General features: G+C 54.2%; 13 protein-coding genes and 3 pseudogenes. 15 read left to right on the forward strand and 1 reads right to left on the reverse strand.

Going from position 1 to position 15,300, the window contains the following annotated elements:
• Positions 1-5: 5 nt before the first annotated feature.
• The 5 genes from ACVDG9_RS07360 (at position 6) to ACVDG9_RS07380 (ending at position 8,813) form a co-directional block, all read left to right on the forward strand.
• Positions 6-7,166 (forward strand): two-partner secretion domain-containing protein, encoded by a 7,161-nt coding sequence (locus ACVDG9_RS07360; RefSeq protein ID WP_447237639.1) that lies wholly within the window; start codon positions 6-8, stop codon positions 7,164-7,166.
• A complete protein-coding gene (locus tag ACVDG9_RS07365) occupies positions 7,159-7,416 on the forward strand; it encodes a hypothetical protein (protein ID WP_055658616.1) in 258 nt (85 codons plus the stop codon). Before ACVDG9_RS07360 ends, ACVDG9_RS07365 begins: the two co-directional genes overlap by 8 nt.
• A gap of 137 nt (positions 7,417-7,553) precedes the next feature.
• Positions 7,554-8,027, forward strand: coding sequence for a hypothetical protein (locus ACVDG9_RS07370; protein WP_447237640.1), 474 nt, complete (start codon positions 7,554-7,556; stop codon positions 8,025-8,027).
• Complete coding sequence (locus ACVDG9_RS07375) at positions 8,024-8,248, forward strand: hypothetical protein (protein WP_145903718.1); 225 nt, start codon at positions 8,024-8,026, stop codon at positions 8,246-8,248. The genes ACVDG9_RS07370 and ACVDG9_RS07375 overlap by 4 nt, the downstream gene beginning before the upstream one ends.
• A 169-nt stretch (positions 8,249-8,417) precedes the next feature.
• Entirely contained in the window at positions 8,418-8,813 is a 396-nt protein-coding gene (locus tag ACVDG9_RS07380) for a DUF6960 family protein (RefSeq protein WP_235814925.1), read from the forward strand.
• 34 nt (positions 8,814-8,847) lie between these two features.
• Here ACVDG9_RS07380 and ACVDG9_RS07385 read toward each other — a convergent pair.
• Positions 8,848-8,991, reverse strand: a pseudogene (locus ACVDG9_RS07385) (RNA 2'-phosphotransferase); the annotation flags it as partial.
• A 280-nt stretch (positions 8,992-9,271) separates the two neighbouring features.
• Between ACVDG9_RS07385 and ACVDG9_RS07390 the strand changes: the two are divergent.
• The 10 genes and pseudogenes from ACVDG9_RS07390 to ACVDG9_RS07435 all read left to right on the forward strand — a co-directional run bounded on the left by ACVDG9_RS07390 (position 9,272) and on the right by ACVDG9_RS07435 (position 15,098).
• Positions 9,272-9,736, forward strand: coding sequence for a hypothetical protein (locus ACVDG9_RS07390; RefSeq protein WP_082444647.1), 465 nt, complete (start codon positions 9,272-9,274; stop codon positions 9,734-9,736).
• 270 nt (positions 9,737-10,006) lie between these two features.
• On the forward strand, positions 10,007-10,582 hold the full coding sequence (locus tag ACVDG9_RS07395; protein WP_447237641.1) for a hypothetical protein: 576 nt from the start codon (positions 10,007-10,009) through the stop codon (positions 10,580-10,582).
• 111 nt (positions 10,583-10,693) lie between these two features.
• A pseudogene (locus ACVDG9_RS07400) lies at positions 10,694-11,125 on the forward strand (integrase core domain-containing protein); the annotation flags it as partial.
• 44 nt (positions 11,126-11,169) lie between these two features.
• Complete coding sequence (locus tag ACVDG9_RS07405; RefSeq protein ID WP_447237642.1) at positions 11,170-11,568, forward strand: hypothetical protein; 399 nt, start codon at positions 11,170-11,172, stop codon at positions 11,566-11,568.
• A 215-nt stretch (positions 11,569-11,783) separates the two neighbouring features.
• Positions 11,784-12,362, forward strand: coding sequence for a hypothetical protein (locus ACVDG9_RS07410; RefSeq protein ID WP_447237643.1), 579 nt, complete (start codon positions 11,784-11,786; stop codon positions 12,360-12,362).
• A gap of 167 nt (positions 12,363-12,529) precedes the next feature.
• Positions 12,530-12,973, forward strand: coding sequence for an SMI1/KNR4 family protein (locus ACVDG9_RS07415; RefSeq protein ID WP_447237644.1), 444 nt, complete (start codon positions 12,530-12,532; stop codon positions 12,971-12,973).
• Between the two features lie 197 nt (positions 12,974-13,170).
• The gene (locus tag ACVDG9_RS07420; protein WP_447237645.1) at positions 13,171-13,689 is read left to right on the forward strand and encodes an SMI1/KNR4 family protein; all 519 of its coding nucleotides are present in this window, start codon (positions 13,171-13,173) and stop codon (positions 13,687-13,689) included.
• Between the two features lie 76 nt (positions 13,690-13,765).
• A pseudogene (locus tag ACVDG9_RS07425) lies at positions 13,766-13,975 on the forward strand (hypothetical protein); the annotation flags it as partial.
• A gap of 64 nt (positions 13,976-14,039) precedes the next feature.
• Entirely contained in the window at positions 14,040-14,369 is a 330-nt protein-coding gene (locus tag ACVDG9_RS07430) for a hypothetical protein (protein ID WP_077290423.1), read from the forward strand.
• Between the two features lie 321 nt (positions 14,370-14,690).
• Positions 14,691-15,098 (forward strand): hypothetical protein, encoded by a 408-nt coding sequence (locus tag ACVDG9_RS07435; RefSeq protein ID WP_447237646.1) that lies wholly within the window; start codon positions 14,691-14,693, stop codon positions 15,096-15,098.
• Positions 15,099-15,300: the final 202 nt, after the last annotated feature.

Below are 15,300 nucleotides of genomic sequence, written 5' to 3' on the forward strand. Positions count from 1 at the left end.
GGCTTATGATCAAGTCCGTTTTAAATGGTTTCTTCTGTACCGTCTTCCTGGTCCAGACCTCCCTGCCAGCCTTTGCCGGCGGGTTGACACCGGATGGCGCTGCTGCGCCCGGCAACCGACCGGAGATCATCGCGGCGCCAAACGGCGTGCCGGTCCAGAACATCGTCACCCCAAATGCGCAGGGCCTGTCCCATAACAAGTTCACCGATTTCAATGTCGGCAAGAACGGCCTGATCCTCAACAATTCCAAAGGTGTCGGCCAAAGCAACCTGGGCGGCTACATTGTCGGCAACCCCAACCTTCAAGGCTCCGGCCCGGCAACGGTGATCCTGAACGAAGTCACCTCGTCCAACCGGTCGCTGCTGCAGGGCGCGACGGAGCTGCACGGTGGGCAGGCGGACTACATCCTCGCCAACCCCAACGGCATCACCTGTAACGGCTGCGGCTTCATCAACATTCCGCGGGCAACGCTGACAACAGGGGTGCCGCAGGTAGATGCCGGAACGCTGAAGGGCTTCTCTGTCGACCGGGGCACTGTCACCATTGGTGCGGATGGCGTCGCGGCGGAAAGCGTCGACTATTTCGACATCGTCTCGCGCGCGGTCGAAATCAACGGCAAGATCCACGCTGGCGAGAACCTCGGCGTCTTTGCCGGTCGCAACGACTACGACTATGCCAACCGCTCGGTGGCGGCCAAAGCCGGGTCGGCGTCGGACAAGCCGGAATTTGCCATTGATTCCTCGGCGCTTGGCGGCATGTATGCCGGACGCATCAAGCTGATCGGCACGGAAAGCGGCGTCGGTGTGCGGGCTCCTGAAAGCGCGACGGCCGCCACCGGCGATTTTCAGATAACCGCCGATGGCAAGCTGGTGCTTGGCGGCACGGTGTCTGCCCGCAAGACCCTGCGCGCCCGGTCCGTCAACGGGTCTGTCGACGTTCAGCAAAATGCATCCCTCTATGGCCAGGAAACGCTGATCCTGAAGGCCGGCGGCGATATCAAGGTTGCCAAGGATGCAACCCTTGGTGCCGGCAGCCAGGTGGATCTGGAAGCGACAGGCATCGATTTTGACGAGGCGCAGCTCCTGGCGGGCATGGCGCCCGGTGGCACGCTGGCAGCAGGGGTCGGCTCCATCAAGGTGGCAACGACCGGCCTGGCCGATTTTTCCGCCGCCAGCCACCTTCAGGCGGGCGAGGCCATTACCTTCAACGTCGGCGCGCTTCAGCAATCCGGAACCGTTGCCGCCGACACCTACACGGTGCAGGCATCAAACGATGTGGTCCTTGGCAGTGCGTCGATCGCCAGTGCAATCGATGTCGCCTCCAGCCTTGGCGACGTCACGGTCGCCTCCGGATCGGTGCTTTATTCCGGCGGAGACCTTGCCCTTTCGGCAGCCGGCCGTTTGACCGTGGCAACGGCGGGCGAGGTCAACGCGCGCGACCATGTCGCGCTGACAGCACCGGTGATCGACATTTCCGGCGGCAAGGTTTTTGCCGGTGTCACCGGCGAAGGCGCCGCGATAACGGACGCCGGCACGTTGACGCTCACCGCATCCGGTTCGCTCAACGTTGCCGCCGGGTCCCGCCTCCAGTCCGGCGACCTGACACGGATCACCGCCGGCACCTGGAACCAGCTCGGCGCGCTGGAGGTCGGCTCGTTGGCGCTTGATCTTGGCGGGCTCTCCCTGAGCGGTTCCGGGGCGACGGTCGCGGCGCGGGATATCTCCGGCAGCATCACCGGCACTGCAACGCTTGCCGCTGCCGCCCCGGGGCTGACCGCCACCAACGCGCTGGACCTCAGCGTCAACGATCTGACCGTTGCCGGGTTGCTGCGCGTGAATGGAACCGGCCAGCTGACCATTGGCGGCATGCTGTCGGTGACCGGCAAACTGGAAGCAACCGGCGGGCTGACGGTCAACGGCGGAACCACCAATGTCGCCGCTGACGCTTACATCATTGCCAATGATGCTGCCCTGTTCGATGGGCTGGACAGCTTCACCAACCGGGGCGGCGTTCACGCCGGCAACGGCCTGACCATCCGCTCGGTCAACCTGGACAACCATGGCGGCGTTCTTGTTGCCGAAAACGGCCTGTCGCTGGAAGGCCGCACGGCCGGCACCAAGGCGGCCGGCATCATCAACCGCAAGGGCGGGATCATCGAGGCAAGGTCCGGAACGCTGACGATCCGGGCTGATAGCCTGAAGAACATCACCGGTGCCACTTTCGACACCAAGACGACCGCATATGCCAATGAAGTCGTCGCCGGGGCCTATCCTCCCGACTGGCTGAAGGGCGGGTTCTCCAAATACTGGGCGGCCGGCGGCATCGGCGACTGGGACCAGTTCTGGGACACTGGCGGCGGGCCCGGCGGCTATGTTTTCGTGCCGCACCCGGAAAAGATCGATGAGATCCTCACGGCCAAAAATGCCACGGCAGCGGACTGGGACCAGAACTGGTGGAAGGACTACGCACCGACTTCCATTGCCGAGTTCGACCCGGACAACGGCACTTATGACGACTGGCTGATGCTCGCCCCCGACGAGGACGGTGCAGCAGGTTCGGGCGATGTGGTGACCATCTACGTCACCGAAGACACCTATGAGCTGGTCGACCCGGTCGCGCGCATCGCGGCGCTGAACGGCAACATGGTGCTGGATGTCGGCACGCTGGAAAACGAATACAGCGATATCGTCGCCTCCGGCGACATGCGCATCGACGGCACCAGCATCGTCAACGGCGGCAAGACCCTGACACGGGTCATCACCATCCACCAGAGCTGGTCGAGCTACGAAACCCGCACGCTGGGCTTTGCCCCCTCGCACAAGTTTCTGGACAACGGGGTGCAAAGCAAGACGCTGAGCGCCGAAACCATCGATGCTGTTCCCGCGACCATCCACGCCGGCGGATCGCTGATCGGCAACCTGACAGGCACGCTCACCAACGAAGCCGGCGAGCCTTCCACCCCCGAAAAGCTGCAAAAGTCCACGCAGGACACGTCCATCGTTCAGCTCAACGCCAGCTCCCAGGCCCCGGCCTTCGACCCTGCGTCCTACAAGTTCAACGGCCAGCTTTTCAGCCGCGCTCCGGAAAGCAGCCCGTTCCTTTACGAAACCCGCTTCGCGTTCGTCGACATCGGCGCATTCTTCGGGTCCCAGTATTTCCTGGATACGGTCGGCATTCCCGATATCGACAAGCACATCCGCTCGCTCGGTGATGCCTATTTCGAAAGCCAGTATGTGGCCGAGCAGGTGCGCAGGGCCACGGGCCGCCGCTGGCTGTCCGCCGACCAGACCTCCGATGCCCTGCAGATGAAGACGCTGATCGACAGCGCCGGCGCACAGGCCGAGGCGCTGGACCTGGCGTTCGGCGTGTCCTTGAGCGAGGAGCAGATCGCACTCCTGACCAGCGACATCGTCTGGTACGAACGCGCGGTGGTGGATGGCGTCGAGGTGATCGCGCCCCGTCTCTACCTTGCCTCGACAACGGACCTCAACAAGACCGGCGCGGTGATCGCCGGGCGCAACACGACGCTGGAGGCAGCGGAAATCAGGAACGTTCGCGGCACGATCAAGGCCGACGAAACCCTGGTCGCCAGCGCCGCCGGCACCCTGCTCAACAGGTCCGGCACGATCAGCGGCAGGGATGTGACCCTGTCCGGCGAGACTGTCTCGATCGAAACCGCAACGCGGGCGACCGGCAACGGCACCACGGCCATCGGCACCTGGGCCTATGAGCGCGGCACGGTGACGGCGGAAGACACGCTGACCATCCGCAGCGATAACGACACCCGCATCACCGGGGCCGATCTTGCCAGCGGCGGCAGCCTGGAAATAGACGCCGGCCGTGACCTGGTGGTAACCGCCATCGAGCTCGACAGCCATTTCGAAGCCAGTGGCCAGGCTGGCAGCAACCGCTACGATGTGCGCGAAAGCCAGACCCGCGTGTCCGGCTCCACCATCCAGGCGGCAGACGCGGCCGACCTCAAGGCCGGGCGCAACATCGCCGTGGAAGGCTCGCTGATTGCCAGCGACGGCACGGCCAGCCTGACAGCCGGTGAAACCGTCACCATCGGCACGGCGGAGGAAAGCCGGGAAGACCGGTCCGCGCGCAACAAAAGCGGCTTCCTGACCTCAAGTTCCAGGAAACGCGACAGCAGCAGCACCACGCAGGTCGGCTCCATGGTGACCGCGCTCGGCGATCTGGAGATCTCGGCCGGTGCAGGGGATGTCGTGGTCAAGGGCTCCGCCGTATCCTCCGAAAGCGACGTTGCCCTTTTGGCCGGCCGCGATGTGCGCCTGGAAGCCGCCCAAAACACCTCCGAAGACAGCCGGGTCGACAAGAAAAGCGGCTTCTTTGCAGAAACCGGCAACATGGGTGTGGTCGCTGGCTACAAGTCCGAACGGCATACCTCCGACACCAGCTCGTTGACCCAGGTCACCTCGGCGGTGTCCGGCCGGAACGTTTCCATTGATGCCGGGCGCGATGTGGTCTCCGAAGCTGCCTCCGTCGCCGCCGACGAAGACCTTGGCATAACCGCCGGGCGCGACATCGTCCTGGACAGCGTTCACGATCTTTATGCCCATTCGGAAAGCCACAAGATCGACACCTTCGCGCTGTCGGTCGGCGCCTTCGAAAACATCTCCGGACCGGTGAAGTCGCTGGCGGATGCCCCGCGCATGGCAGCCTCGGGCAAGGGCAATCTCGGCTATCAGGCGCTTTCCGCGGTCTCCGCCGGGCTGAAGGCGGTCGACGCGCTCAACCAGCTCAACGCCATCCGCCAGGGTGGCACCATTGCCGGGGTGCGCATCGGCATCGGCATCTCCCGCGAGGAAAGCAGCTCGTCGGAGGTTAGCGCCATCGCCCGCACCGCCACGCTGTCGGCGGGCAACGACATGTCCCTGGAAGCGGGACGCGACATCACCGCCAAGGGCGCCCGGATCGACGCCGGCAACGACATTGCCATGGCGGCGGGACGGGATGTCATCCTGGAATCGGCGCAAAACCATCTCGCCTATGAGGGCGAAAGCTCCAGCATGTCCGCGGGCATCGGGCTGACGCTTGGTGTCGGCGCCAGTGGCAAGAATGGCGCCCCCGGCGCCAGCCTCAGCCTGGGGCTGGATGTCTCCGGCCAGCAGAGTTCCTACAGCCAGTCGCAGACCTATCACACCAACACGGATGTGACGGCGGGCGGCAACGTGTCGGTCGCAACCGGCCGGGACCTTGCCCTGAAGGGCGCGCGGATTGAAGCCGACAGTGCCGATCTTGACATCGGCCGCAACCTCACGATCGAAAGCCGGCTGGATACCGCCGAAGGCTCCAACCAGAGCAGTGGCTACAGCGCCGGGGTTTCCGTTGGCATCGGGCTCGGGGCAAATGGTGCTGGGCCCACCTTCGGCGCCTCTGCCAGCGTCAACGGGGCCAAGGGCTCCAACAGCTCGGCCTGGGTGAACGCCCCCTCCGGCATCGTCACCGACAACGCGCTCAATGCCGATGTCGGTGAAACGACCTCCATCACCGGCGGGGTAATCGCCTCTCGCTCCGGCGACCTGACCCTTGAAACCGAGCGTCTGGAAACGGCGGATATCGACCTTCACCGCAAGGGCCGGCAGGTTTCCGGCTCGGTCGGCGTCAGCATAGGTTCCAATCCGGAAGGCAAGTCCAAACCGGGCATCACGGTGGAAGGGGCCTATTCCAACTCCGAAACCGAGGGCGTTGCCCGCGCCACCATTGGCGAGGGCGAGATCACCGTGCGCGACGGCGATGGCGACGGCATCAAGGCCGCCGACCTGGAAGCCGAGGCCGACGCGGCAGAAGCCGAAGGCGACACGGCCCGCGCCGAAGCCCTGCGCGCCGAAGCGGACCGGGAAGCGGCGGAAGACACCACCGCCACTGAAACCCAACTTTCCAACCTCAACCGCGACCCGGACGCAGTGGTGGAAGTGACCTCGCAGAAGCAGGAAGGGTTTGAGCTTTATGTGAGTGATACGGCGGTGCGGGACCTGGGCAAGGTTCTTTCCGCGGTAGGGCAGGCCATCGAAAAGCTGGATGTGTCTCCCCAACAGCGCGAACTGCTAAAGCGCTTGGCCGCCTGCGGCGGTCGCCAAGGGTATAATCGGTACAACCCGCTGAACTGGATTGTTACTCCAGCCTACGCTGCGGACTGCTCTCAGACTGCGATTGAAGATCTCATGTTCGGGATCAAACGGGAGACGCTTGCCGAACTCGTAGAATATTGTGAGAGCCTTGATCCCGGCGTTCAAGCCTATGCAAAGGCTGCTCTGGCAGCGCGCATTTTTGCAGACTTGCCAGCCGCTGACCGCGCTCAACTGAAATCGATCACCAAATGGGACATCGAGAGCGTATCTGGGCTTTCTTATGACACGGTCTTGATGCTTGAGCTGGCGAACGAGGCTTTGCACTGCCAGGCGCCAAGCTGCAAGAACACCAAGAACCAGACGGTGCTCAAGCTCTACAATACCATTGGTCAGAAAGAGCTGCACCTTGCCACTTTCCTGAAGATGACGCCACCGAGCGAGAGCTCTTTGGGCTTCGATACGACGGGAATGACCTGGTCGCAGTACATCACAGTTCTTCAGGCCGAGGAATTGATTGCGCAAGCAGGTGGGCACGTTGTCGGCGAAGCTGTTGCAAAAGCTGGTGCCTTAATTACGAGAAGGCTTGGGTCTAAGATTGCCGAAGCTTTCTCCGCAAACGTGAAGGCCTTAAATAGGAGAGGGGAGCTTTTCAGCCAGCGTCCCACGTCCTTCGATCCGATGAACCCTCAGCAATTTGCGAAAATCCAAGAGGCGTTCGCAAGACAGGGGAAAGTCTTTGATAGCTCTGAGGACGCGCTAAGATATCTTGAGACCAGAGGAGCTGATGGAGTCACGTTCAACGCTGAAACAATCCTCGTCCGTCCTGACGCTAGCCCAAGCACAATCTTTGAGGAGTTAATCCACTCCGGGCAGCACCGAACTGGCCGCTATGATCAATGGGTTTCACAGTATGGGAACGCTGGGGCTACCGCTAGAGCGGAATATGAAGCGGCGACTAGACTGGTAAATAATCAGAGGGCCTATGGAATTTCCGATGCTGAACATGCTGTGAACCAAGCGCGAGTTCAGGAGTTTGGAAGCCAGCTTGATAGTATGGGAATTCCCCGTGATTGATATTGGTGTTGTAGAATCTGTCGATGTGGTGGCGGGCAAGTCAATTGTTGCCGTGCGTCTGGAAGTCGACCTTGATAAGGTACCGCTCGAAGCTGGGGCTGTATCAATAAAATTCAGCAATCAGGTTCACGCAAACAAACTTTCTGGCCATAAATGGTGGCCGGAGCGGCAACAGATTGACCTGCTATTTGATTCTATAGAAGTGCTTCCTCAACTTGGGGATGCTGTTTTTGTTTCTTTGGACGGTTAGGCTTTATGGCATCTCTCCGCCTCTTGATCCGAACCTTACTTGCGCTGCTAATCGTAGCATTTGGATCATATGATGCGTTTGCTGCGCCGGGGGATTGGTCGCGGTTCAGCTATCCTGTGGTAGTGCGGGATCTGAGCGTGCAACCGGTTATTCCGACGAATACCGCTCGTGCTCCACCTGCAATTGGTGCAAATCTCACGTTTACCAGCGCTGCGCTCGCGCAAACCGGCAACATGCGCGCATTGGATGGCGTGGAAAACACCGGAGCAGACTACGCGCTTTTGCGCTCCTCTTTTGCCCCAAATAGGACAGGCCCACGCGTAGTTGCCCAAGATGGCGATGTATTCGAATATTCCATGACCGGCAGAAATGGTAGCAATATCACGGTCATTACCAACCAGGCGCGGGATGGCAACCGGCTAGTTTTGAGCGACTTACATATTGATGGTGCTGGAGCGGGAACAAGCAGCGTCCGTGAGTTAAGACAATTTGCCCGTGATCTGGGCAAGCAGCAAGGTGTCGATCAAGTGGTTATTAAAGGTGGCACCAGGACTACCGGCGCAAATCCCGGCCACACCCCAAGAGACATCATTATCAGGGTAAATGAATGACCAAGATCACTCTAACTGGCTGGGATGAAGGCTTTAACAAAGTTCAATTCAACCACTTTCTAAGAGCAAAATGTGACTTAGGATTGGCTGATGCAAAAACGGTTGTTGAACAAATTCTTCAAAATGAATGTGTGGAACTTGAGTTCAAAAATTTCTCACATACCGACGAACAGAGATTAATTGAATTGGGTGTTAAATTTGAACGGCATAGAACTTCATGACTTTGATCGGTCAACAGATTCGGATTTTCTTTGCAGTTTTTCTGACGATGTTTGGCGCATTGTCAGCACTGAACGTTACGTTTGATTGGTACCCCGTTCAATATCGCCCCATTCATCCGGAAATCTTGTTTCTGTCTCCGCATCGATTTCCAAGGGTATGTACCGTTTGATGGCTGACGAAACTAGGTGGGCACTTTGCTCTTGGTTTGAAGAGAGTGGAGAGCACTTAATTCATCCGAATGACTTGGATCGCATGAGAAGGTTCAAGCCCTATGGTGTTGTCTTCCGTGTTTTGACCGATGATGGCGAGTATACTGTGATTGGCTCAGGCACTGAGCAATTTCGTGTACGTCCGGAAGGCTTGAAACTGATTAGGCCAGAAAAATCTTGGATTTTTGAGCTTGGTGAGGCTGTTGGAATTAAAGGGCGGGATTACAATGGCACTGTAGTCGGCATCGGCTGGCATCACAAAGAGGGAAAGCCCACCTACCAACTCGAAGTGGCTGGTAAGATAAAGAGCAAACGTTACTGGTCGGATGATCTGGAAAAGCTTCAAGTATCATGAAGTTTATCAGGAAATTAGTTGCCGTTTCGATATCTGCGATCAGGTGTACATACTGACGGTCTAGCGTGAAAAGGCCTCGTTCTCTGGTGTTTTCGAGGAAGCGGGTTGCCGTTCCGTAATAGAGAAACTCAGGTGTTTCGGCGGGATCGAGACCGAGATTGACCGCGATGGTGTGCCTTTGATCGGTACGGCGATGGCGACGGCATCAAGGCCGCCGACCTGGAAGCCGAGGCCGACGCGGCAGAAGCCGAAGGCGACACGGCCCGCGCCGAAGCCCTGCGGACCGGGAGGCGGCTGTTGAGCAAGTTCTCATCAACCTCTACTGCTTAAGCAAAAATGGCGGTTCTCTCATCAACAAAATCAACTCAATTTCCAAAGTCAATAAAACGACAAGATATGAGCAAGCACTAGTTCGTGGTGCAGAGCTTTTGAGGCAGCAAAGGTAACCAGGATTTTAAATGGCAAAACGGGCTAAAATTGGAGATGTAGTCCAGATTCAAACTTCAAAGGGGGTCGCGTACGCTCAGTTTACACATAAAAATCAAAGATTTGGTTCTCTTTTGTCGATATTTGAGGGGTATTATGCAACTTCGCCCAAGGATTATTCCGAGGTAGTTCGAGGAAGACCTCAATTTCATGCGTTTTTTCCTCTTCAGGCTGCTTTAGATGAAGGTTTGCTATCCATTGTTGCGAATGTCCCAGTCTCGGACTGCAACTACGAGTTTCCCAGATTTAGAACGCGGGTTGTCGCGCCAGACGGACAATGTGGGCCTTGGTGGATTTGGGACGGCGAACACGAAGTGATGCTTGATCGAGAATTGACAGCTTCTGAATTGCGATATTCACTTCGCGGAATAATAAGCGCGCCGCTTCTAATTGATAGAATTGAGCAGGGATATAAACCCGAAACTCACGATGTTTAGGCTGAGGTTAGTTTATTAATTTGCATAAAATTAGTTTTAGTTGATTAATTTATTTAAGCGTAAGTCCTAAGTTAGGGGTCGCATTGTTATCGGAAGCTGTCTTGGGTTGAAAAAAGTAATTGCAATTATTCTGGAGAGCGCTGATTTTGTCAGGCTGAAAGTAGCTTGTAAATAATATGAACTAAAAGATAATTTCAGTGTTTTTCTCGCGTGGTTCCTAACGCAATTCCCACGAAGTTACCTTTTTGCCTATCTCCAAGATTGATGCATATGGTCAAAACAATTACTGAAGCATTGGAATACTATTCCAGCAGAGAGCAAGAAATCAGATCCTTTGGTGGAGCCATTTTAAAGGAAAGAGTCAATCCACTAGTGGGGTTAGACCAAGTTGTAAGAGGTTTAGGTTTATCTAGGAGTTATACTGATTTTGTTAGTCAGTACCAAGTCGAGGGGGGTTCATTAGGTTTTTTTGATTTGTGTCCAGGAGACAATGTTAGTGTTCTCGATTCACTGAGAGAGCTAAACGGACAATTTCAAAATCCGTTACTTCCCGACAATTTAGTTAACGTAGCTTCTTTTGAAGCAGACGTTATTGGGATTGCAAAAGCGAGCCCTTATCATGGCGACGGTTCTGTTTATTTTGTAGATATTACCACTGCGCCGGGTGCCCGTGTGAGGCCTTTAGCAAGTACATTTGAAAATTTTATTGTTTTGGCAAGTGCCTTAGACAAAATTGTATTTGAGGAAACAGATAATCCAACAAGCGCTATAATAGAATTGGCGCTTGATATTGGTTCTGATGACTATGTTGAAAGCTGGAGGCATATTGCAGGTATGGTGGCTTAGTGTGTTTAATTTTTTATTTTGTTTATTTACAATATTTCAAAACAGAATGCTGCCATTCGGCTGGATATGTATTTTAGGTAGAATCTGTAAGGACTTCGAAATATTTGCTGTGACGGCTTCAGCCGGGAATGTCTGGGAACTGTCGTCGACAATTCGATGTCCGGGGCCCGGGCCGCACGGGACCTGGGCGGGATCGCTGAGCGCCGCACTCGCTATCCCTTAATGGTGGTCAGCGACAATGGTACGGAACTCACTTGAAACGCCATTCTCAAATGGCAGCAGGACCGCTGCGTCGAATGGCACTACATCGCGCCAGGAAAACCGATGCAAAATGGTTTTGTCGAGAGCTTCAACGGCCGGCTAAGGGATGAATGCCTCAACGAAATATCTGTTCCGCAGCTACCGACACGCCCGGGACATTATCGAAACTGGAAGATCGACTACAATCTGGACCGACCGCATACGAGCCTCGACGGTCGCACCCCCCATGAATTTGCAAACCAGTCCAGCAAAGATCACACCGTGAACAGAGCTTACTTATGAACGCGGACATTCAGGGGAGCAGGTCAGGTTCTTTGTGAGGTAAGATGACACAGGGCATAGCGTTATACAGTCAGGCCAACAATCAGCTGATCTACTTTACCACGCACCGACGGAACGGTGATTATTTGGAGCGTGAAGCTGATGCCGGACGATTTGAAATGTTGGCGGGGGTTGATGACTGTGATCCATCATATTTTTATACTACAGAAAATTTGTCTCAACTTATCAGAGAATTGGATATCGTAATTGGAGAGGCGGAAAAAAATTTAGATACAGAGATCTCTAATCATCTTAAAGAAATACTAGTTCTCTGTAGGCTGTGTTTGTGGAATGTTGGTGATTTTGTTCTTGTAATATCACCGTTCGAAACTGTTTCGAAGGACAATATCCCCAAGACTATCCCGGATAAATTTTTACTCAATATATCATTGGTAGGCACCTAGCCCGCTTGGATACCGGCAGCCACGTTGATTGCAGGCGTCAATTTCATCAGGAGATTGCGCTCGCAAAAATTGCACACCTAATATTTTCAATCTTTGGTTGATTCTTTCGGAAATTCCCTTCAATAGGAGCACAGGGTGAGTGTCTGCTTCAGGCCATGCTCGCCACCGTCCTCTTGCGGTCGATTGACTGCGCTTCAGCTCCAGAAGGAAAAAATGTGAATAGACTGGTGTTCCTGCCTTTGTGCCTCCTGTTGGCCGCCTGCCAAACGTCTACCGAAAACTCCTTGAAGACAGTTGATGAGGCCGATGCAAAGAAGCTCGAGGAGGCGTTGGATAATGGACAGGCAGTTGTCCTCGGCGATGTCTACTACAACGCCAAATATTGCCCGGGCAGTTCGATCACGATGATCAATGTCGCGACTTCAAAATACCGATTTATTTCTAACGGCGACGTTTTCAGCCTGGGATCTGACAAGGACAAAGCTGTCGTGGAACCAAGCACTTATCGGATCACCAGAGTTTCGTGCGGCGATTCCGTGGTCAAGCTTGGCGGTGACTGGGCTGACGTTTTGTTGGGCACTGACAAGCTGAAGAAAGCACTGTCCCCGACCTTCTCGGTCAAGGGCGGTGAAGTGCTTCACATCGGGACGCTCCGGATCAACGTGGTCAAAAAACGAACCTTGATTTCCAGCGCAAAAGTCATCGTCACGCGCGAAGCAACTTCACAAGATGCAAGAGTGAAGACGAAAGAGGCTTTGGCAAAAGTCGATCGGCCGGTTCATTTCACGAATTAATTTGGTCCAGTACAAAAAATGAAAAAGTATCAATAATGATTTCTTCTTTATTCTTGTTCAGTGGGATTGCGCCTTGGGAGCGGGCAACCGAACTATTCACAATCATATTGGCAACAGCGATATCAAGAGTTTTCAACTCAGGGCAACTTGCTGAGTGAGGAAAATTCATGAGTTATAACCGGAAGTTCGAAGAAATGTGTGCAGCTGGTGAGGTCTACGGACCTGTTCCGGAGGCAGAGGTTGCAGCAGCAGAAGCAGACCTAGGTGTCAGATTTCCGGAACAGTACCGAGATTTTTTGCAAAGATTTGGTTCCGGCTTGATCGGAGGTGTTGAAATCTATGGCTTGCCTGGCTTTGAAAAAAACGATCCGCCACTCTGGCAAGACGTGACAAAGGTGACAAAGCAGTTCAGGGATTGGGGACAAGCTGGGGCTGAGAACCCAGCATATATCCCGATTTCGGATGACGGCACTGGTATCTATTTTTTCCTCGATACCAAAGCGTCACCTAGAACGAAAATATTAGCTATAGGGCCGGGCGTTGAACGAGCGATATCGTCTGATTTGTTTACTTTCTTTGTTGAATTATCCGAGGGACGTATCCAACTCTGATCATTCCACCTGTCGCAGACTTTGATGCATTGAATCTATCCGGTGTACGAACGATTCGTAGTGATCGTCGTATGGGTGAAGTGGTCCCATACAATGGTAATTGCGCCTGCGAGGTTCCCAGATCAGCATCAAGGTGACATCCATGGGACTGGGAGTGCTTTCAAGAACTTGATGCAGATGATTGGATCACCATAACGATGTCGTTAAGTATCAAGGAAGTCGACAAAATTTTCTCTGAACTAAATCAGTTTCGAGTACCAGATGACCATCGTGGCTACGCCCCAAAAAATGAATTCTGGAAGATAGAAGAAGCTGAACTTGACGATGCTGAAAAACGCATGGGGATCGTGATACCGCATGAACTCAGACGCTTTTATGCCAAAGTTGGGAGTGGCCATCTGGTACGAAGTCGCAAAGGGGTCCTACAGACCGACTATCTGAATATATTTGTGGACTTGCGACGCCTGAGTGAACTCTGGCTCCGTGAAGACGTGAGCTTTCAATACGATGCTGAGCTTGTCGCCGACGGAGAACTCCCTTTCTTTGATATGGGGAGTTACAGCTATTTTGTCCTTAGACCACATTCAGCTAACCCTAACGCGGTCTATGCCCCATATGACAAAAAACTCGTTTCAAACTCATTCAACGAGTTTGTTTTGCAACTTTACCAGGACACAACATTCTATCTTGACCATGTGGGCGACTACGAAGTCTGAAGGGATTGAAACAGTAAAACAGGCTGCTGACCTGAGCCCGAGCTAAAAGTGCCCCTATGAGCACGCGGAGACCTATCAAACCAATACGGATGTTACGGCGGGCGGCAACGTGTCAGTCACAACCGGCCGGGACCTTGCCCTGAAGGGCGCGCGCCAAACCGGCAGAAACTCGGGTCTCAGGTCACGATATTCAGCTGACCCTGATACGCCATCTTATCCGAAGCCTTCTCGTTGTGGATTAAGTCTGCTTGATGCGGCTTGGGGAACGCCCTTGGGAAAACTATGAAGACATTAGATATTACCAAAGTTGAAGTAGATGGCGCGTTATATTTTAAGTTCGGATATTAGAGATGAGCCTTGTCGAAGAAAAACTGATTGATCGTGCTCTCGAACTGGGCCTTGTCGACGACTTAATTGGGATGATGACAGGAGAAAGCCAGTACGCAGACGAGAAGGCGTTCAAGAAAATGGATATGAACTCCTCACGGCTCAGAGGGATGGCATTAAGTCACCTGCAGTTTATGAAAAAATTTGGCTATTGCGACGAGGAAAAATCAGTAAAGGAGGATGGATATATTCTTTCGAGTTATCCTGAATATTTCAACGCTTGGAAATTGGCGGGTTGTCCAGGTATTTCAATATCCAAATTGGAAAAGTTGTTGGAAGGCAGGTCTAAATAATAACAATGCCATATCAAAATCAATCCAAGGCACTGTGGAATTTCTATGAAATCTAGATAGTATGTGAATTAATCAAATTTTTTACATAAATTTACTTAATATCTGGTCTGAGCCAGAAGCAGGGCTGGAACCTGTTCGACTGGATTATTACGCCAGCACACGCGCAGACTATGTGCTTTATCAGTTTGGGGCTATTCACGGTGGAGCAACGAAAAGCCCTCAACAAAACCTTGACGATATGTTCATTAACAGGTTTGGAGCAGACGGTATCGGCAAACTTGCAGGTGAAAAAGTGGTTGGCAACATAACGATCTATCTACCATGAACATGCTTCTAGAAGTCGAAAAGAAAAGCCCTGTACAGGTTTCGATCTTCTCCGAAGTTGAAAAGACTTTGCGAAAACTGAAGAGCTACGGCCCACAGTCATATGCAAGCTTAACGAGGCAAGATGGCCCTTATCTGCAGGTTGCTGGTGGCGGAGTAACCTGTGTGTTGGAAATGCGAGACCCGCAAGCTTCCAAGCATTGGCGCGCTCACTTGGGACAAGCTAAAGTACCTTTTGAGGGCGAACAAACTCTAATGTTTGGTGGGGGAAATTTGACTATATGGCCTGACGAAGTCCTTTTCATAGATGACGTAGTTGCGGTGTTTAGAGCCTTCTTTGATGGAGAGGCGCTCCCGAAAGAAATAAAATGGCGCGACATCTCTCAAGTCTTAGGTCTAGTTTGAATCTATCCGGACCTGCTGGGGTGTCTGGCTCCCATTTTTGCAGCCATTAACAACCGCATCATAGCACTTAAGGTGCCGGTGCAAGAGGCAGTCTTGCTCATCGGGTCCGGTAAATCTCGTTGCACCATTCAGCTCGCAATGTACCTGACTCGCTCCCCCCAAACTTCCCCGTTTTGAGGTTAGTCCGTTTCCAATTCGCACT

The organism is Roseibium sp. RP-7 (assembly GCF_053005225.1).

Coding starts and splice junctions, on each gene's coding strand:
- ACVDG9_RS07395 (WP_447237641.1), top strand. CDS start 10,007: ATGGTCAAAACAATTACTGAAGCATTGGAATACTATTCCAGCAGAGAG.
- ACVDG9_RS07375 (WP_145903718.1), top strand. CDS start 8,024: ATGACCAAGATCACTCTAACTGGCTGGGATGAAGGCTTTAACAAAGTT.
- ACVDG9_RS07360 (WP_447237639.1), top strand. CDS start 6: ATGATCAAGTCCGTTTTAAATGGTTTCTTCTGTACCGTCTTCCTGGTC.
- ACVDG9_RS07430 (WP_077290423.1), top strand. CDS start 14,040: ATGAGCCTTGTCGAAGAAAAACTGATTGATCGTGCTCTCGAACTGGGC.
- ACVDG9_RS07420 (WP_447237645.1), top strand. CDS start 13,171: ATGTCGTTAAGTATCAAGGAAGTCGACAAAATTTTCTCTGAACTAAAT.
- ACVDG9_RS07405 (WP_447237642.1), top strand. CDS start 11,170: ATGACACAGGGCATAGCGTTATACAGTCAGGCCAACAATCAGCTGATC.
- ACVDG9_RS07380 (WP_235814925.1), top strand. CDS start 8,418: ATGGCTGACGAAACTAGGTGGGCACTTTGCTCTTGGTTTGAAGAGAGT.
- ACVDG9_RS07435 (WP_447237646.1), top strand. CDS start 14,691: ATGAACATGCTTCTAGAAGTCGAAAAGAAAAGCCCTGTACAGGTTTCG.
- ACVDG9_RS07390 (WP_082444647.1), top strand. CDS start 9,272: ATGGCAAAACGGGCTAAAATTGGAGATGTAGTCCAGATTCAAACTTCA.
- ACVDG9_RS07415 (WP_447237644.1), top strand. CDS start 12,530: ATGAGTTATAACCGGAAGTTCGAAGAAATGTGTGCAGCTGGTGAGGTC.